Origin of the sequence: Histidinibacterium aquaticum (genome assembly GCF_008710275.1) — a bacterium.
GTDB lineage: Bacteria > Pseudomonadota > Alphaproteobacteria > Rhodobacterales > Rhodobacteraceae > Oceanicola > Oceanicola aquaticus.
On record NZ_VYQE01000001.1, the window covers coordinates 671076 to 688108 of the forward strand.

General features: G+C 69.2%; 15 protein-coding genes and 1 pseudogene. 14 read left to right on the top strand and 2 right to left on the bottom strand.

Going from position 1 to position 17033, the window contains the following annotated elements:
• Nucleotides 1-29: 29 nt before the first annotated feature.
• The 3 genes from F3S47_RS03395 to F3S47_RS03405 are packed head-to-tail and all read left to right on the top strand — an operon-like array spanning nucleotide 30 to nucleotide 2982.
• Complete coding sequence (locus F3S47_RS03395) at nucleotides 30-962, top strand: lysylphosphatidylglycerol synthase transmembrane domain-containing protein (protein ID WP_223877702.1); 933 nt, start codon at nucleotides 30-32, stop codon at nucleotides 960-962.
• Nucleotides 959-2260: an FAD-binding protein gene (locus F3S47_RS03400; protein ID WP_150443791.1), complete on the top strand. Its 1302-nt coding sequence runs from the start codon at nucleotides 959-961 to the stop codon at nucleotides 2258-2260. Before F3S47_RS03395 ends, F3S47_RS03400 begins: the two co-directional genes overlap by 4 nt.
• Nucleotides 2257-2982 (top strand): SDR family NAD(P)-dependent oxidoreductase, encoded by a 726-nt coding sequence (locus F3S47_RS03405; protein WP_150443792.1) that lies wholly within the window; start codon nucleotides 2257-2259, stop codon nucleotides 2980-2982. Before F3S47_RS03400 ends, F3S47_RS03405 begins: the two co-directional genes overlap by 4 nt.
• A 107-nt stretch (nucleotides 2983-3089) precedes the next feature.
• On the opposite strand, the gene F3S47_RS03410 is transcribed toward F3S47_RS03405, so the two are convergent.
• Both F3S47_RS03410 and F3S47_RS03415 read right to left on the bottom strand, forming a co-directional pair.
• Complete coding sequence (locus F3S47_RS03410; protein WP_223877703.1) at nucleotides 3090-4562, bottom strand: UbiA family prenyltransferase; 1473 nt, start codon at nucleotides 4560-4562, stop codon at nucleotides 3090-3092.
• A 1-nt stretch (nucleotide 4563) separates the two neighbouring features.
• Entirely contained in the window at nucleotides 4564-5439 is an 876-nt protein-coding gene (locus tag F3S47_RS03415; protein WP_150443793.1) for a lytic transglycosylase domain-containing protein, read from the bottom strand.
• A gap of 420 nt (nucleotides 5440-5859) precedes the next feature.
• On the opposite strand from F3S47_RS03415, the gene F3S47_RS03420 reads away from it, so the two are divergent.
• The 11 genes and pseudogenes from F3S47_RS03420 to F3S47_RS19515 all read left to right on the top strand — a co-directional run bounded on the left by F3S47_RS03420 (nucleotide 5860) and on the right by F3S47_RS19515 (nucleotide 17006).
• Nucleotides 5860-6042, top strand: coding sequence for a Flp family type IVb pilin (locus F3S47_RS03420; protein ID WP_150443794.1), 183 nt, complete (start codon nucleotides 5860-5862; stop codon nucleotides 6040-6042).
• Between the two features lie 35 nt (nucleotides 6043-6077).
• Nucleotides 6078-6260 carry a Flp family type IVb pilin gene (locus tag F3S47_RS03425; protein ID WP_150443795.1) on the top strand — a complete coding sequence of 61 codons (183 nt, stop codon included), beginning with the start codon at nucleotides 6078-6080 and terminating at the stop codon, nucleotides 6258-6260.
• 186 nt (nucleotides 6261-6446) lie between these two features.
• Nucleotides 6447-6632 (top strand): hypothetical protein, encoded by a 186-nt coding sequence (locus F3S47_RS03430; RefSeq protein ID WP_150443796.1) that lies wholly within the window; start codon nucleotides 6447-6449, stop codon nucleotides 6630-6632.
• 103 nt (nucleotides 6633-6735) lie between these two features.
• Nucleotides 6736-7593, top strand: coding sequence for a Flp pilus assembly protein CpaB (cpaB, locus tag F3S47_RS03435; protein WP_150443797.1), 858 nt, complete (start codon nucleotides 6736-6738; stop codon nucleotides 7591-7593).
• 197 nt (nucleotides 7594-7790) lie between these two features.
• Nucleotides 7791-9206 (top strand): type II and III secretion system protein family protein, encoded by a 1416-nt coding sequence (locus F3S47_RS03440; RefSeq protein ID WP_150443798.1) that lies wholly within the window; start codon nucleotides 7791-7793, stop codon nucleotides 9204-9206.
• A 15-nt stretch (nucleotides 9207-9221) separates the two neighbouring features.
• Entirely contained in the window at nucleotides 9222-9872 is a 651-nt protein-coding gene (locus F3S47_RS03445; RefSeq protein ID WP_150443799.1) for an OmpA family protein, read from the top strand.
• A 265-nt stretch (nucleotides 9873-10137) separates the two neighbouring features.
• Complete coding sequence (locus F3S47_RS03450) at nucleotides 10138-11409, top strand: AAA family ATPase (RefSeq protein WP_150443800.1); 1272 nt, start codon at nucleotides 10138-10140, stop codon at nucleotides 11407-11409.
• A gap of 27 nt (nucleotides 11410-11436) precedes the next feature.
• Entirely contained in the window at nucleotides 11437-12948 is a 1512-nt protein-coding gene (locus F3S47_RS03455) for a CpaF family protein (protein WP_150443801.1), read from the top strand.
• Nucleotides 12949-12954: 6 nt separating this feature from the next.
• Nucleotides 12955-13923 carry a type II secretion system F family protein gene (locus F3S47_RS03460; RefSeq protein ID WP_150443802.1) on the top strand — a complete coding sequence of 323 codons (969 nt, stop codon included), beginning with the start codon at nucleotides 12955-12957 and terminating at the stop codon, nucleotides 13921-13923.
• Nucleotides 13924-14123: 200 nt separating this feature from the next.
• Nucleotides 14124-14801 (top strand): annotated as a pseudogene (locus tag F3S47_RS19510) (vWA domain-containing protein); the annotation flags it as partial.
• Nucleotides 14802-16031: 1230 nt separating this feature from the next.
• Nucleotides 16032-17006 (top strand): type II secretion system F family protein, encoded by a 975-nt coding sequence (locus F3S47_RS19515; protein ID WP_223877726.1) that lies wholly within the window; start codon nucleotides 16032-16034, stop codon nucleotides 17004-17006.
• Nucleotides 17007-17033 lie beyond the last annotated feature (27 nt).

Consider the following 17033-nt stretch of genomic DNA (forward strand, 5'->3'; position numbering starts at 1 on the left):
CCCTGGACACCCGCCGCAGGTGGCGGGACGTGGCGTTGCTCGGCGGTCTCTTCGTGCTGGTCATAGCGGGCCTCGTGAGCCTCGCGGCCGCCACCGGCTGGGAGGAGACGCGCGCCCAGCTGATGAAGCTCGGCCTGCCCCAGATCATCGCCCTGCTGGCGCTGAGCGGGGCCAATTACCTCCTCCGCGGACTGCGCTGGCACGTCTGCGCGCGGCGGCTCGGCCTCTCGACCGGGCTCGGCCAGAACCTGCGGCACTTCCTCGGCGGCTTCGCCATGTCCGTGACCCCCGGCCGGCTGGGCGAGCTCGTCCGGATGCGCTGGCTGCGCCGCGAGACCGGCTGGCCGGTGGAGCGCACCGCGCCGCTGGCGCTCGTGGACCGAGCGGGCGATCTCGCCGCCATGGCGCTGCTGCTGGCCCTCTCGCTTGCCTTGGCGGCCTCGGGCATCGCCTTCGCGCTGCCGGTGGCCCTCGCCTCACTCGCCGCGGCCTGGGTCGCCACCCGGCCCCGGCTGCTCGCGCAGATCACCACGTTGACATACCGGGCCACCGGGCTCGCGCCCCGGCTTATGGGCCGTCTGAGACGTTCGGCACGGTCGCTGGCGCTCTTCTCCAGCTTCCCGGTCGCCGCCGGTGCCATCGCGCTCGGCCTCGCGGGCTGGGCGGCGGAGGGCTACGCCTTCCACCTGCTGCTGGTCTGGATGGGCGCCGACCTCGGGCTCGCCAAGGCGGTGGCGATCTTCACCTTCTCCACGCTCGCGGGCGGGCTCACCGGCGCGCCGGGTGGCGTCGGCGGGGCCGAAGCGGCGATGATCGCCCTGCTCTCGCTCGACGGCATTCCGCTGGAGGTCTCGATCCCCGCCACGGCCATCATCCGCGTCACGACGCTGTGGTTCGCCATCGGCATCGGGCTGCTCATCTTCCCGGTGGCCGAGCGCCTGTCCCGCAAGGCGGGCCCATGACCTGGAAGCGCACGCGATACGCCGGCTGGGGCCGGGCGCTCTGGGCAGACGGAGAGCTGGCCCGGCCCGAGCGGCAGCGCGACCTGCCCGCACTCGCCACCGAGGGCCCGGCCATCGGCAACCGACGCAGCTACGGCGACGCGGCACTCGTCTCGGGCGGACGCGCCAGCGATCTCACCCGCCTCGACCGGATCCTCGGCTTCGACGAAGAGACCGGCATCCTGCATGTCGAGGCCGGAGCGACCCTCGGCGACATCGCCCGGCTTTTCGCCCCGCGCGGCTGGCTGCCCCCTGTGATGCCGGGCACCGGCTTCGCCACGGTGGGCGGGGCCATCGCCATGGACGTGCACGGCAAGAACCACCACGGCGCGGGCTCCTTCGGCCAGCACGTGACCGAGATCGAGCTGCTCGGCCCGGACGGCCCCCGCACCCTGACGCCGGAAGACCCCCTCTTCCGCGCGACGATGGGCGGGCTGGGGCAGACCGGTATCCTCTCCTCGGCGAAGATCGCGCTCAAGCGCGCCAAGGGCGACGTGATGATGGTCACCGAACGCCGGGCGCCGGACTGGTACAGCCACCTCAGCCTGCTCGACCGCTCCGAGGCGACCTACGTCGTCGGCTGGATCGACGCCACCGCGACCGGAGAGGCCCTCGGCCGAGGCGTCGTCGAGGAGGGCGAAACGGGCCCGGGCCTCGTCCCCCGCCCGAAGACTGCCCGCCGTGTCCCGCTGGATGCGCCCGGCGCCGCGCTGGCGCCGCCGGTCGTGAAGGCCTTCAACGCGCTCTACTACCGGCGCGTGCCGAAGTCCGGCCGGACCGTCGTCCGGCCCATCGAGACCTTCTTCTTCCCGCTGGACAAGATCCGCGACTGGAACCGGCTCTACGGCCGCCGCGGCTTTCACCAGTTCCAGTGCGTCGTGCCCATAGGCGCCGCCGACGCGCTCCGTGCCATGCTGGAGCGGGTGGCGAAGTCCGGCCTCGCCTCGCCGCTCGCCGTGCTCAAGCGCATGGGCCCGGGGCGCGCGGGGCCGATGTCCTTCCCGATGGAAGGCTATACCCTCGCGGTCGACTTCCCCAACCGGTTGCAGGCCGCACGGCTCATCGAGACACTCGAAGCCATGACCGAGGAGGCGGGCGGGCGGCTCTACCTCGCCAAGGACGCGCTCGCGGGACCCGAACGGGTGCGGGGGATGTATCCCGAACACGCGGACTGGCTCGACGAGGTGACGAAGGCCGACCCCGAGGGGCGCTACGTCACCGACCTCGTCCGCCGCCTGAAGCTCAGGGAGGCCGCATGACCTGGATCGTGCTCGGCGCCACCTCCTCCATGGCCCGCGCTCTCTCCCGCCGCCTGGCGGAGCGGGGCGAGGCGCTGCTTCTCTGCGGACGTGACGCCACCGATCTCGAGGCGATCGCCGCCGATTGCCGGGCACGCGGGGCTGGGTCCGCCGAGTGGCAGAGCTTCGACGTGCGGGATCCCGGCAGCTTCGCGCCCATCCTCGACTCCGCGCGCGCGCGCGAGGGCCCACTGCACGTGGCGGTCTTCGTGGGCTCCATGCCCGAGCAATCGCGGATCGATGCCGACCCCGCGCTGATCGAGGGCACGGTGACCGACAGTCTCACCGGCCCCGCCCGCTTCCTGCACGAGATCGCCTCCCTCCTCGAAGAGCGCGGCGGCTCCGTCGTCGGCGTCTCCTCGGTGGCCGGGGACCGGGGACGGGTGACGAACTACGTCTACGGTGCGGCCAAGGCAGGCTTCACGGCCTATCTTTCGGGCCTGCGCAACCGGCTCGGCCGCTCGGGCGTGCACGTCATGACGGTGAAGCCCGGACCGGTGGACACGGCCATGACCTGGGGGATGAAGATGCCCCTGATGACCACGCCAGAGGCCGTCGCCGAGGCCATCCTGGCCGGGCTGCTGCGCAAGCGGAACGTGATCTACACCGCCGCGGCCTGGCGGCTCGTCATGACCGTGATCCGCGCCGTTCCGGAGCCGATCTTCAAGAAGACCTCGTTTTGAGGTGACGCGCCTGTGGGATCATCGGCGCGGTGGGGTGGAACCCCACCCTACGCGGACCACGACCGTAGGGTGGGGTTCCACCCCACCAAAGCGGCCCCCAAACGCCCCTACCCGAACCAGATCGCGAACCAGTCCTCCCAGAGCCCCGCGGCGTAGAACATCAGCCCCAGCGTGATGAGCAGCAGCCCCACGCCCCGCTTGTCGCGCAGGGCGAAGACGATCGGGTCGTAGTCCTGCTTGCCGTACCAGCCGAGCCGCACCATCCGGAACAGCCACCACGAGATCGGAATCAGCGCCACCCAGAGGATCCACCTGTCGGGGTAGAGCGTCCGGCCCTGCTCGGAAAAGGAATAGGCGAAGAAGATCAGCAGCGCCCCGGCCGCACCCAGGATCGAGACGTTGAGCAGGTCGTCCCGGTCCGGCCGGCCGTAGCCCCGGCCCGGCAGACGCTCGTCCCCCTTGGCCAGCGTGAGCTCCGTCAGCCGCTTCACGCAGCCCAGCGTGATGAAGACCGGGAAGATGAAGACCAGCATGAAGACCGAGGCCTCAACCCCGCTGGCCGCCGCCCCGGCCACGACACGGATCGTGTAGAGCGAGGCCAGTGTCGCGATGTCGATCCAGCGCATCCGCTTGAGCCTGAGCGAGTAGGCGAGCGAGAGGACCATGTAGAGTGCGACGACCGCGAGAAAGGCCGGGCCGAGGAACGCTCCTATCCCCACCGCCGCCAGGCCCAGCGCCAGCGTCGCCAGCATGCCCGCCCGTATGGGGACCGCGCCGCTGGCGAAGGGCCTCCGGCACTTCGTGACGTGCAGCCGGTCGGCCTCCAGGTCGAGCAGATCGTTGACGAGGTAGATGCAGGAGGCCGCCGCTGAGAAGGCCGCGATGCCGAGACAGACCCAGAGTAGCGTGGCCAGGGTGAACTCGTGCGCCGCGATCATCGGCAGGAACAGCAGGACGTTCTTGACCCACTGGTGCGGCCGCATCGCCCGGACGAGATCCCTTGGCGCCCAGCCGCCCGCGATCTCGCGGACCGGCTTGCCTTCGGCCTCCAGGTGCCGCGCCGAGGCACGGTCGCCGACGACCACGGCCTCGGCCGCATGGGCCCAGACCTTGCGGTCAGGTGTTTCGTTCCCCGCGTAGTCGAAGCCCCCCTCGCCATAGGCCTCGCTCAGCACCCGGGCCTTCTCGCCGGCCTTGAGGTTCACCCGGCCGTCCGAGGCGAATGCCCTGTCGAAGCCGTGGTGATCGGCGAGCGGCCCCACCAGCGAGATGTCCGAGGCCGAGGCGAGCGCCACCGGCCGACCCGCCGCCCTCGCCTCCTCGGCCAGCGCCTTGACCTCGGGCTCGACCGGCAGGAGGTCGACCCGGAGCGGCGCGATCCGCGCGAGCTCCGCCTTCAGGCGCGCGCGGTCTCGCCAGTGCCGGGCCGACGCGCGCAGCGTGTCCACGGGGCGGCGACCCAGTCCGGCCCAGAAGCACTCCAGCAGCATGTCCGTGCGCAGGAAGGTACCGTCGGCATCCAGCACCAGCGGCCGGCCCGTCGCCGTCTCGGTCGGGCCCACCGGCGCGGGCGCGGTCACCTCAAATCCCTCCGTCCACGGCGAAGACGCAGCCGTCGGTGACGAGCTGCGGCGGCGTCACGCAGAGGCCGCGGGCGACCGTCCAGGCGGCGAGGACCTTGGGCACGTAGGCGCGGGTTTCGGCGAAGGGCGGGACACCACCATGCTGGCGCACGGAACCCTCGCCCGCGTTGTAGCCGGCCAGCACCAGGATGGGATCCGTCGCGAACTCTTCCATCAGCCAGTCGAGGTAGCGCACGCCGCCCCGGATGTTCTGGCTGGGGTTCAGGCTGTCGGTGACGCCGAAGCGGCTCGCGGTGTCGGGCATGAGCTGCATGAGGCCCTGCGCCCCCGCACCGCTCACCGCCTCGATCCGGCCGCCGGACTCGACCGCGATGACCGCGAGGACGAGCGCCGGCGAGACGCGGGTGCCCACCGTCTCGCGCAGGATGTCGGTGCCATGCGCCCGGGCGATGTCGCTGAGCCCCTGCAGCGCCGGCGGGCGGACCTTCGCCTCGTCCGGGGCGCGGTCCAGCGCGGTCAGCGAGAGCTGCAGCCGTCCGGGGCCGCTGTCCTCCATGGCCGGGGAGACGGCCTGCCAGAACCAGGCGACCTCCGGCGCGCGCGGCACGGTCGGCACGCCCGGCGCGGCGGGAGCCGCGGCTCGGACCGGCTCCGACGGAGAGGAGGGCGCGGAGGGCGGCGACGGGGCGCGGATGGCGCTCGGGGCGTTGGGATCGATCTGCACGGTGATCCGACCGCCGGTGCTGCCGTGCTGAGGGACGCCCACGCGGCGGAAGGTGAAGTCCGGCTGAAGCCTGGAGCTCTCTGCAAGGGCTGCGGCACCACAGAGGCAGCCAGCGGCCCACAGCCCCAGCGCGACTAGGGAATGTCGCATATGTCTCGACCTGCTCTCGCTCGAATTGGGCTCTCGCGGCCCTCGTTTTGTTATCCTCTATGGCCCATTCACCCTTTTCAGACCAGTCCGCCTTACCCTAGGTGCTCCGGCACCCAACCCGGCGACGCCTTTTTGCAACGCCGGGCGCCAGCGGCCCCTGGCGAGACCGCCCGCCAGCGCCTTTGCCCGTGCTTCGTCGATAGTCGGGCGAGGGTTAACATGTTGTCTCCGAGGGGCGTGTCCTTCCTCGAAATCGCCCCCGAGCCCCAGCGAAAATGATCGATTGCGGCCAAAATCCCGCCCCAATCCCAAGGCTATAACCGGCTCATCCGATCCGGGATGGGCCGCTTGAGAGGCCGGACCATCGAGCCACCGGTAGGACGGAACAGACCGGACCATAGCCCCTGAGGAGGGACAGAAATGCAGAAGTTCATCAAAAAATTCCGCCGCGACGAAGACGGTGCCGTCACCGTTGACTGGGTCGTGCTCACCGCCGCCATCGTCGGCCTCGGCGTCGCCGTCATGGGCACCGTCAAGGGCGGCGTCGAAGACCTCGGCGACAAGATCTCCAGCAGCCTTTCGTCCCAGACCGTCGGCAGCTGACACCCGATCCTGAGCGCTTAGCCAAGGAGAATATCATGACCAAGTTTCTTTCCAAGTTCCGCCGTGACGAAGACGGCGCTGTGACCGTCGACTGGGTCGTGCTCACCGCCGCCATCGTCGGCCTGGGCGTGGCCGTCATGGGCACCGTGAAGGGTGGCGTCGGAGACCTCGGAGACAAGATCTCCAGCAGCCTTTCGTCCCAGACCGTCGGCAGCTGATAGCGCCCTCGGCACGGACAGACGCACCAGAGGGCCGCGCCACCAGGCGCGGCCCTTTGTCGTAACCCGGCGGTCGCACTGCAGCTTTCCGCCAGCGTGTTTCCGCCGCGACTCCGCGATTTGGCCACATTGGTCGATCAAGGTGCCGGCGAAGGGCCGGGATGACCGCCCGAAGGAGAGACTGCCATGCTCAACAACCTCAAACGCCTTCTGTGGCGGGAAGACGGTGCCGTCACCGTCGACTGGGTGGTGCTGACAGCCGCCATCGTGGGGCTCAGCGTCGCCGCGATCTCGACGGTGCGGACGGCTGCGACAGACAAGTCCACCGGGATCGGCGCGCGGCTTTCGTCGCATCAGGTCGGGCTGGACTGACGGGGACACCCGGGGCGGGAACGCCCCGACGTGACAGAGACCGCGGGTCCGCGGCAGGCCGGACGGGGATCCGGTCGAAGTGGGGAACGAAAGGACAGCAGGCATGAGAGCGGTATTCGGACTCGTACTGATCGTTGGGATCGGCCTCGCCGGCTTCGCGGTCTACATGGCCCAGGACTACCTCGAGCAGACCCAGGCCCAGCTGGCGCGCGAACGTGCCGCCGCGGCCGAGGCGGTTCCGACCGTGGAGATCTACGCCGTCAACCGGGAGATCGGCTACGGAGAGCAGCTCACCCCCGAGGACGTCCAGATCATCCGCTACGCGGAGCCCTTCCTGCCCGAGGGCACATTCGCCACCGAGGAGCAGCTCTTCCCGGAGGGGGCCGAGGAGCCGCGCGTCGTGCTGCGGCCGATGCTCGCGCTGGAGCCGGTGCTCGCCGCCAAGGTCACCGAGCCCGGCGAGGACGCGGGCCTTACCTCCCGCCTGTCGCGCGGGATGCGGGCCTTCGCCATCCGCGTCGACGTCTCCTCCGGCGTGTCGGGCTTCCTGCGCCCCGGCGACCGGGTCGACATCTACTGGACCGGTCGCTCTGTCTCGAACGACGGCCGGGTCGAGGAAGTCACCAAGCTGATCGAAAGCGCCGTGAAGCTGATCGCCGTGGACCAGCAGGCCGACGGCTCCTCCAGCTTCAACGCGACCATCGCCCGGACCGTCACGGTCGAGGCCACGCCCCAAGAGGTCGCCGCCCTCGCCCAGGCGCAGTCCACCGGGCGGCTCTCGCTGTCTCTCGTGGGCCAGGACGACGATACCGTCGCGGGCCAGATCGAGGTCAACCAGCGCCGCCTGCTGGGGATCCCCGAGCAGGAGGAGACCGTAGAGGCGCCGGCCGAGGAGGTCTGCACCATCCGGACCCGCCGTGGCGCCGAGGTCGTGGAAATCCCGATCCCCTGCACGAACTGAGGCGAATCATCCGCCGCGATCCAAAGGGCGTGCCGCCGGCGCGCCCTTTTTTCGATGCGACCGACCTGTTGCGCCAGACCCACATGAACGACGCAGGGTAAATCTTTGATTCTTGCAAAGGAGTCCCGCCCCGGCGATGCTGCCCCAAACGACGGGCGAAATGCCCGCGCCGAGCGTGACATAGAGGCAGGTCACCGATGAAATACGACGGATTCCTTAAGGCGGCCCTCGCCGGCCTGTCCATCGCGCTCGCGGTTCCGACCGCGCCGGCCGAGGCCCAGGTTCTCAACGTGATGCGCGGGGCCCCCTCCAGCGAGCTCAAGGTTTCGATGAACCGCGCGGTGGTGGTCGAGAGCGACACTCCCTTCACCGAGGTCTCGATCGCCAACCCCGGCATCGCCGATATCTCCACCCTCTCAGACCGCACGCTCTACGTGCTCGGCAAGGAGCCGGGACGGACGACGCTGACTCTCCTCGGCGCGGACGGGCGGCTGATCACCAACGTCGAAGTCCAGGTCACCCCGGACATCGAGGAGTTCAAGGAGCGCCTGCAGCAGATCCTGCCCGGCGAGCACATCGAGGTCCGCACCGCCAACGACGGGATCGTGCTCTCGGGCACAGTCTCCTCGACGGCGCGCCTCGACCGGGCGCTCGAACTGGCGCAGCGCTATGCCCCCGACCGGGTTTCCAACCTGATGACCGTGGGCGGCGTGCAGCAGGTCATGCTCAAGGTGCGCTTCGCAGAGATGCAGCGGTCTGTCTCCAAGTCGCTGTCCTCATCGCTCGTCGCGCAGGGCACCGCCCTTTCGGACAACCTGGGCCTGAGCGCGGGCACCGGGCGTCTCGTGGACGATGGGTCGGTCGGCAACTCGCTCAACGGCAGCCTGCCCGCCAGCAACGCCAACAACGGCGCGGTTCTGTTCGGCTTCAACGCCGGCGGCGTCGAGGTCGGCATCCTGCTGGAGGCGCTGGAGAGCCGCGGCGTGGTCCGCACCCTGGCCGAGCCCAACCTCACCGCGCTGTCGGGCCAGGAAGCCCGCTTCCTCGCGGGCGGCGAATATCCCGTGCCGGTCAGCCAGGAGGGCGGGGCCGTCTCGATCGAGTACAAGCCCTTCGGCGTCGAACTGAACTTCGTCCCCCGTGTGGTGGACGGCGACCTCATCAACCTCGAACTCGAGGCGGCGGTCTCCTCCATCGACTCGGCCAACGGCGTGAACCAGGGCGGATTCACCGTCGATGCCTTCCGCCGGCGCGAGACCTCGACCACCGTCGAGATGCGCGACGGAGAGAGCTTCGCCATCGCGGGCCTGCTCAGCGACGATTTCCAGGACGCCAACAGCCAATTGCCCTTCGTGGGCGACATCCCGGTGCTGGGCGCCCTCTTCCGCTCGGCGGACTATACGCGCCAGCAGACCGAACTCGTGATCATCGTCACCCCGCACCTCGTCCAGCCCACCCGCGGGGAGGCGCTGGCCCTGCCGACCGACCGGGTGCGCCCGCCGACCGAGCGCGACCTCTTCCTCAACGGCCGTGTCGCAGCGCCCCAGCAGGGAGCGGCGGCGGAAGTGGCGCGGCAGGACTTCTCGGGGTCCTACGGCTACGTGATGGACTGAGGAAAGGCGCCCGACATGAGACGAGTCACTCTTTCCGCAGCGGCGCTCCTGGCGCTCTCGGCCTGCGCCCAGACCGCCGGCGGCCCCGGTGTCTTCGACGCCGAGGCGGGAGCGGTCATCGACACCGGCACCTTCGGCAATGCGACGATGCACAACACGCTGGTGATGAACGGCGAGCGTGACTACACCGTCGCCCTGGCCGAACGCTTCGACGCAGAGGTCCCCTCGACCGTCAACTTCGCCTTCAACTCCGCGCAGCTCGGTCCCGAGGCGCGGGCGATCCTGACGCAGCAGGCCAACTGGATGAACCAGTTCCCCGAACTCAGGTTCTCGGTCTACGGCCACACAGACCTCGTCGGCTCGGACAGCTACAACTACAATCTCGGCCTCCGCCGGGCCCAGGCCGCGGTGAACTACCTGGTCACCCACGGCGTGCCCCGCTCGAGCCTGAAGGCCCTCGTGTCCTACGGCGAGGAACAGCCGCTCGTGCTCACCCAAAACCGCGAACGGGCCAACCGGCGCACCGTGACCGAGGTCTCGGGCTTCCTCCGGCGGCACCCGACCGTGCTGAACGGCAAGTACGCCGAGGTGATCTTCCGCGAGTACGTGCAATCGGCCGTGCCCAGCCAGGACCTCGAAGGCGTGACCGCGGCCGGACTGCAGTAGGCCGCGCTCCCCCGCACAGTTAACGCCTTGGAGCAAGGCGATTTCTGCGCCCATCAACTGTTCGTGCGAACGCCGGGTGATCGTCTCCGCAAATCGCACAATGGCGATTGTTTCGCCCCAAATTAGTCAGAATGGTCGGCGACTTTGACCTCATGGGAAGGCGTGTCGCCAATGGCGACTCTCTTCCGTAACGGAAGGAGTTCGACGGCCCCGCGGCCGTGTCCGTTGCGGCAGGGAAAGCCCTTTCCGGAAGGACGAGAGGCTTATGACCAGCAACGCAGTTCTCCAGCCAGAGGCCCAGCCCCTCCTTGCCTGCACCGTCAGCCGGGACGTCCAGGTGTTCGATCTGCTGATCGAGGACATGGAAGGCGCGCTCGGTGAAAGCTGGGGCGATCTGAACTTCTCGGACGCCCTGCCCTTCCTCGACCAGCCCGAGGCGGGCGCGATGCAATTCATCTGCATCGCCATGGACGAGCAGGACGAGGGCGACCTCTCCCTCATCATCGACGTCGTGAAGTCCGCGCGCGGCCGCGGCCTCAAGGTCATCATCGTGGCCGAGGACGTGAGCCCCGCCTCGCTGCACCAGCTCCTGCGGGAAGGCGGCAACGAGTTCGTGCCCTACCCGCTGCCCGAAGGCGAGCTGTCGCAGGCCATCGACCGCGTTCTCGCGCCGCCGCCGCGCCCCGCCATCGCGCCGCCCGCGAACGACGACGCGCAGGTCCCGGCGACCACCACGCCCGCGCTCCGTGCAGAGGGCGACCGCAACGGCGTCGTCATGCCCGTGCACGGGATGGCCGGCGGCACCGGTTCCACCACCCTCGCCGTGAACCTGGCCTGGGAACTGGCGACGATGCAGGGCAACGAGCCGCCACGCGTCTGCCTGCTGGACCTCGACCTGCAGTTCGGCTCGGCCTCGACCTACCTCGACCTGCCCCGCCGCGAGGCGGTCTTCGAGCTTCTGAGCGACACCGAGGCGATGGACGGAGAGAGCTTCATCCAGGCCCTCCAGACCTACAACGACAAGCTGCATGTCCTGACCTCGCCGACCGAGCTCATCCCGCTCGACCTGCTGTCGCCGGAGGACGTGCGCCGGGTCATCGACCAGGCCCGCGCGAACTTCGACTACGTCGTCATCGACATGCCGACGACCATGGTCGAGTGGAGCCAGACCGCGCTCGAGGCGAGCCATGTCTATTTCTCGATTCTCGAGATGGACATGCGCTCGGCCCAGAACACGCTGCGGATCAAGCGGGCGCTCAAGGCAGAGGACCTGCCCTTTTCCAAGATGCGCTTCATCCTCAACCGCGCACCGCGTTTCACCGACCTCAACGGCAAGGCCCGGGTCAAGCGGCTGGCCGATTCCCTCGGCATCTCCATCGAGGTTCAGCTGCCCGACGGCGGCAAGGCCGTCGCCCAGAATGCCGACCATGGCGTCGCGATGGCCGAGGGCATTCCGAAGAACCCCCTGCGCCGCGAGATCGCCAAGCTTGCCGCCAAGGTTCACGAGGTCAACCAATCCGAAGCCAGAGGAGGCTAAGGGCAACTAAATCCTGGGGGATTTAAGATGTTCTCGAAGTACAAGAAGTCCGGCTCCTCCAAGCCGGCCGCCAATGCCTCGGTCCAGTCGACGGCCGCGAACACCGTGGCCGCCCTCGACGCGGCCCGGCAGGCCAGCGACTCTCAGTCCTCGACCGCCACCATCAAGACCGCGCGGGTCGAGGGGAGCCCCGAGACCCAGAAGCCGATCCTCAAGCAGGCGCCCAAGAAGGACGCCAAGGCGGCCCCGGCCGACAAGGAACGCAAGCGCAAGGAACGGCTGGGCGAGATCAAGCTCGAGGTGCACAAGGCGCTGCTCGACAACCTCAACCTGTCCGCGCTCGACAAGGCCTCCGAGCAGGACCTTCGGGCCGAGATCGGCTCCATCGCGACGGAGACGCTGGAGGACATGGGCGTCGTCCTCAACCGCGAGGAACGCCAGCAGCTTCACCAGGACCTCTACTTCGAGGTGACCGGCCTCGGCCCGCTGGAGCCGCTGCTCAAGGACGACACGATCAACGACATCCTGATCAACGGCCCGCACCAGATCTTCATCGAGCGTCACGGCCGGCTGGAGCTGTCGGACGTCACCTTCAAGGACGAGCGTCACCTGCTGCGGATCATCGACAAGATCGTCTCCGCCGTGGGCCGGCGCGTCGATGAATCGAACCCCTACGTCGACGCCCGTCTCGCCGACGGCTCGCGTTTCAACGCGATGGTCTCGCCGATCGCGGTCGACGGCTCGCTGGTTTCGATCCGGAAATTCAAGAAGGACAAGCTCGGCATCGACGAGCTGGTGAACTTCGGCGCCTTCTCCGAGGAAATGGCCGCCTACCTGCAGGCCGCCGTCGCCACGCGGCTCAACGTCATCGTCTCGGGCGGTACGGGCTCGGGCAAGACGACCACCCTCAATGCGCTCAGCTCCTTCATCGCCAACGACGAGCGGATCCTGACCATCGAGGACACCGCCGAACTCCAGCTGCAGCAGACCCACGTCGGCCGGATGGAAAGCCGCCCGGCCAACGTCGAGGGCCGTGGCGCAGTCTCCCAGCGCGACTGTCTGAAGAACGCGCTGCGGATGCGCCCGGACCGCATCATCGTCGGCGAGACGCGCGGCGAGGAGGTCATCGACATGCTGCAGGCCATGAACACCGGCCACGACGGCTCGATGACGACGATCCACGCCAACTCCTCGCGCGATGCGGTCAGCCGACTGGAAAACATGGTCGCGATGGCCGGTATCGAGATGCCGATCAAGGCGGTCCGCAGCCAGATCGCCTCGGCCGTCCATCTCATCGTGCAGGCCAGCCGCCTGCAGGACGGCTCGCGCCGCATGGTCTCGATCACCGAGGTCACGGGCATGGAGGGCGAGGTGATCTCGATGCAGGAGGTCTTCCGCTACCAGCGCGTGGGTCTCACTCCCGAGAACAAGATCATCGGCCATTTCACGGCGACGGGCGTGCGCAGCCACTTCGCGGAGCGCTTCAAGCTCTGGGGCTTCGACCTGCCGTCTTCCATCTACGAACCGACCCTGGGGTAAGCCGACATGGTTCTCTCAGCCGAACCGATCATCTACGGCCTGATCTTCGTCGCCGTTCTCGTCCTGGTCGAGGGCCTCTACCTCACCGTGTTCGGGAAATCGATCTCGCTGAACAGCAAGGTCAATCGCCGGCTCGACATGCTCGAGAAGGGCGACAGCCGCGACAAGGTGCTGGAGCAGCTCCGCAAGGAGATGTCCCAGCACATGAAAAGCCAGCAGGTGCCGATCTACGCCCTGCTCGCGGCCAAGGCGCAGAAGGCCAACATCGCCTTCACCCCGGGCCAGCTCATCGTCGTCATGGCCGTGCTGGGCGGCGTGGCCTTCATGGGCCTGACCGTCGGCACGGAGGCCAGCCTGCTGGTCCGCGCCATCGTCTCGCCGGTCATGGGCATCGGCAGCGCCTACATCTGGGTGAACCACAAGGCGAACAAGCGGATGTCGCTGATCGAGGAGCAGCTGCCCGACGCGGTGGAGCTCATGGTCCGCAGCCTGCGCGTCGGCCACCCCTTCTCCTCGGCGATCAACATCGTCGCCAAGGAGGTGGCCGACCCGCTCGGCACCGAGATGGGCGTGATCGCCGACGAAAGCGCCTACGGCCGCGACGTCGGTGAAAGCCTCAAGGCCATGGCCGAGCGGATGGACATGCAGGACCTTCGCTTTCTCGCGGTCGCCGTGACCATCCAGCAGACCTCGGGCGGCAACCTCGCCGAGATCCTCGACGGTCTCGCCAAGGTGATCCGGGCCCGCTTCCGCCTGTTCCGGAGGGTCAAGGCGATCACCGCCGAGGCGAAATGGTCGGGGATGTTCCTCTCGGGCTTCCCGCTGATCTGCCTCGTGATGATCAACAGCGCCCAGCCGGACTACTACAACGAGGTGATGGAGACGCCGTACTTCATCCCGGCCTGTCTCGTGGTCGCGGGCTTCCTGGTCGCGAACATCATCGTCATGCGCCGTCTCGTCGACATCAAGGTCTGAGGCGCCCCCGCGCCCGCTTCAGGAGCTCACCCGTGATCCGCTTGTTCTTCGCCCTTCCCCTGATCGCCGCGCTGGCGGGGACGCCCCCCGCCCAGGCGCAGGCTCAGACGGACGCCGCCCCTGGGGCGGAGACCGCCGAGATCGACCTCGACGGCGCCATCACCCACCTGCACGGGATCGACGTCTCGGACTTCCCGCAGGTGCGGGTCAACGTGACAGTCGAGCAGGACGGCGCGCTCGTCGGCGGGCTGGAGGCGCACCGCTTCCGCCTGCGCGAGAACGACCGTTTCATTGAGAGTTTCGAGCTCTCCGACCGCCTGCCGCCGCTCTCGGTGGTGCTGGCCATCGACAGCTCCGGCAGCATGGGCGAGTTCATGCCCCAGGCGAAGGACGCCGCGACCGGCTTCGTCGAGCGGCTGGGCGAGGAGGACAGCGCGCAGCTGGTCACCTTCGCGGACGGCATCGACACCGTTCAGCCGATGACCTCGGACAAGCAGGCCCTGATCGACGCGATCACCGGCTTGCGCGGCTGGGGCAATACCCGGCTCTACGACGCGCTCTACTCCTCTGCCGCGAGCCTCGCGGGCACCGGCGGCCGGACCGCGGTCGTGCTGCTGTCCGACGGTCAGGACGACGACGGGACCGGCCAGCAGATCAGCGTGACCGGACTCGACGAGGCCCTGCAGGCCGCCGTCGATGCCGAGGTTCCGGTCTATACTGTGGCTCTCGGCGACGAGGCCAATTCCGAGACCCTGAGCCGCATCGCCGAGGAGACCGGCGGCCGGCACTTCGACGCGCCCGACGGCGCGGCGCTGGATTCCGTCTATGCAGCCATCGGCGAGAGCCTGAACCGGCAGTATGTCCTGAGCTACACCTCCGGCGTCCCCGCGGACGGGCGCGGGCTGAACATCATGGTCGGCGTCGAGGGTTCGAGCCTCGACGTGACCGATGCGGGGCCCCGCGTGGTCTCCATGCCCGGCCAGCGCGTCGGCAGCCTGCTCATGTCGCCCGCCGACGCCCCGCGCCCGGCCCAGCAGGCGCCCGCCGCGCCCGCTCCCGGCCCCGACGTGGCCTCGGGTCAGGCCGCCGCGACGCCGCAGGCGCCTGCCGTCGCAGGCGATCTCTTCTCCGGCAGCGGCAGCGCGGGGACCGCACCCACTGCCGAAGAAGCCGCCCTGATCGCGGAGGTCCTCGGCGTCGATCCCGCGACGGTCACACCCCAGGCGCTCGCCCAGATGGACCCAGCCCTCCGCGCGGAGCTGCTGACCGCCGCCCGTGCCGGACAGGGGACCAGCCCCTCGCCCGAAGCCATGCAGGCCGCCATGCAGGCCCTCGAGGCCGGCCGTGGTGCCTCCGGCGGTGTCCAGGTCCCGGGTATCGCCGGCGGCGGTGCGGCTTCCGGCAGCAATGCCGCCGCTGCGCAGGCCCCCGCCGAGGGCGCAGCTGTCAACGGTCAGGGCAGCGCCGCCACTCCGCAAGCGACGGCCGAAGGCGCGCAGGCCAGCGAGGGCAACGCCCAGACCCCCGCCGCCGCGGGTGCGCCCGGCGGCGGCGCGGGCTCCTCCTCCGCCACGGCCCTGCCCCCCGGCGCGGCCGCCGGGTCCGGCGGCGGCACCTCCGAGCGGACCGTCGACGTCCCCCTCGGCGCGCAGCCTACCGGCTCGGGCGGGTCGCGCAGCGACGGCCCCGCCCCGACCGGGCCCGCCGTCTGCACCGCCGAGACCGCCGTCCGCTCCGAGGGCGCGGGGGTCGAGACCGCCTCCCGCAGCTTCGGCGCAGGCGTCATCGACAGCGCCGCCCGTGTGAGCATGTCCACGACCTCGGCCGAGTCCATGGCCCGCACCGCTGCCGATAGCGGCGAGCCGGGCTGCCTCGCCCTTGCTCTCGGCCTCGCCGAGGAGATGCGCGGAGCGGGCAAGATCACGACCGAGGCCCTAGCCTCCGTGACCGGCATCCTGCAGACCGCCGGCCAGCAGATCTGCCTCGGCGTGAGCGGTCCCGATATTGCCGCCTGCCGAACCGTGATGAACGCCTCCTACGCGGCAGTCGCCGCTGACGAGACGGCGCAGGAGGAGGTCCGCGAGGGCCCCGACCCGGTCCAGATCTTCATGGACTGGATGACCGACAAGCTCGGCCCCTTCGGCCCCTGGATCTTCGTCGGCGGCCTCGGGCTCCTGCTCGTCCTGCTGACGCTGCCCACGCTGCTGAACCGGCCGGAAGACCCGCTCGACAAGCTCAAGCGGTCCCAGCAGAGCGACACCAAGAACCTTATCGAGGCCACGAAACTCCGCCAGAAGCGCGGCACCGACAAGCTCGACAAGTTCTCCAACTTCCTCGAGCCCAAGGACGAGGCCGAGTACACCGCCGTCCAGCTCAAGCTGCTGCAGGCCGGTTACCGCACCAAGAGCGCCGTCAGCCTCTACCACTTCGCGCAGTTCGCGCTCGGCATCCTCGGCCTGGTCCTGGGCGTGGTCTACACGCTCTACCTCAGCCAGACCGCCGCCCCTGGCGCCGAGCCCACGACGCAGAACCTGATCCTCTACACGCTGATCCCGGGCGCGGCGGGCTACATGCTGCCGAAGTACTGGGTGAACAAGCGCCAGAAGGAGCGCCAGACGGAGATCACCAACGGCTTCCCCGACAGCCTCGACATGATGCTGGTCTGCGTGGAGGCGGGCCAGTCGCTCGACCAGGCCATCATCCGCGTGGCCCGGGAGCTCAAGGCCGGCTTTCCGGCGCTCGCCTGGGAATACGAGCTGGTCGCCTACGAGATGAAGGCCGGCAAGGACAAGCTCGCGGTGCTCAAGGACATGTCCGAGCGCTGCGGCGTGCCCGACGTGAGCTCCTTCGTCACCGTGCTGATCCAGTCCCAGCAGTTCGGCACCTCGATCGCCGACGCCCTGCGGGTCTATGCCTCGGAGATGCGGGACAAGCGGGTGATGCGGGCCGAGGAAAAGGCCAACATCCTGCCGACCAAGATGACGCTGGCCACGATGATGCTGACCGTGCCGCCGCTCCTGATCATCCTGATCGGCCCCTCGGTCTACAACATCTACGAGAACCTCGTCCTCGGCGTGCAGTAGCCGGGACCACACCCGCGACACGAAAGG

Coding starts and splice junctions, on each gene's coding strand:
- F3S47_RS03450 (WP_150443800.1), top strand. CDS start 10,138: ATGACCAGCAACGCAGTTCTCCAGCCAGAGGCCCAGCCCCTCCTTGCC.
- F3S47_RS03460 (WP_150443802.1), top strand. CDS start 12,955: ATGGTTCTCTCAGCCGAACCGATCATCTACGGCCTGATCTTCGTCGCC.
- F3S47_RS03430 (WP_150443796.1), top strand. CDS start 6,447: ATGCTCAACAACCTCAAACGCCTTCTGTGGCGGGAAGACGGTGCCGTC.
- F3S47_RS03455 (WP_150443801.1), top strand. CDS start 11,437: ATGTTCTCGAAGTACAAGAAGTCCGGCTCCTCCAAGCCGGCCGCCAAT.
- F3S47_RS03420 (WP_150443794.1), top strand. CDS start 5,860: ATGCAGAAGTTCATCAAAAAATTCCGCCGCGACGAAGACGGTGCCGTC.
- F3S47_RS03425 (WP_150443795.1), top strand. CDS start 6,078: ATGACCAAGTTTCTTTCCAAGTTCCGCCGTGACGAAGACGGCGCTGTG.
- F3S47_RS03440 (WP_150443798.1), top strand. CDS start 7,791: ATGAAATACGACGGATTCCTTAAGGCGGCCCTCGCCGGCCTGTCCATC.
- F3S47_RS03415 (WP_150443793.1), bottom strand. CDS start 5,439: ATGCGACATTCCCTAGTCGCGCTGGGGCTGTGGGCCGCTGGCTGCCTC.
- F3S47_RS03445 (WP_150443799.1), top strand. CDS start 9,222: ATGAGACGAGTCACTCTTTCCGCAGCGGCGCTCCTGGCGCTCTCGGCC.
- F3S47_RS03405 (WP_150443792.1), top strand. CDS start 2,257: ATGACCTGGATCGTGCTCGGCGCCACCTCCTCCATGGCCCGCGCTCTC.
- cpaB (WP_150443797.1), top strand. CDS start 6,736: ATGAGAGCGGTATTCGGACTCGTACTGATCGTTGGGATCGGCCTCGCC.
- F3S47_RS19515 (WP_223877726.1), top strand. CDS start 16,032: ATGGACTGGATGACCGACAAGCTCGGCCCCTTCGGCCCCTGGATCTTC.
- F3S47_RS03400 (WP_150443791.1), top strand. CDS start 959: ATGACCTGGAAGCGCACGCGATACGCCGGCTGGGGCCGGGCGCTCTGG.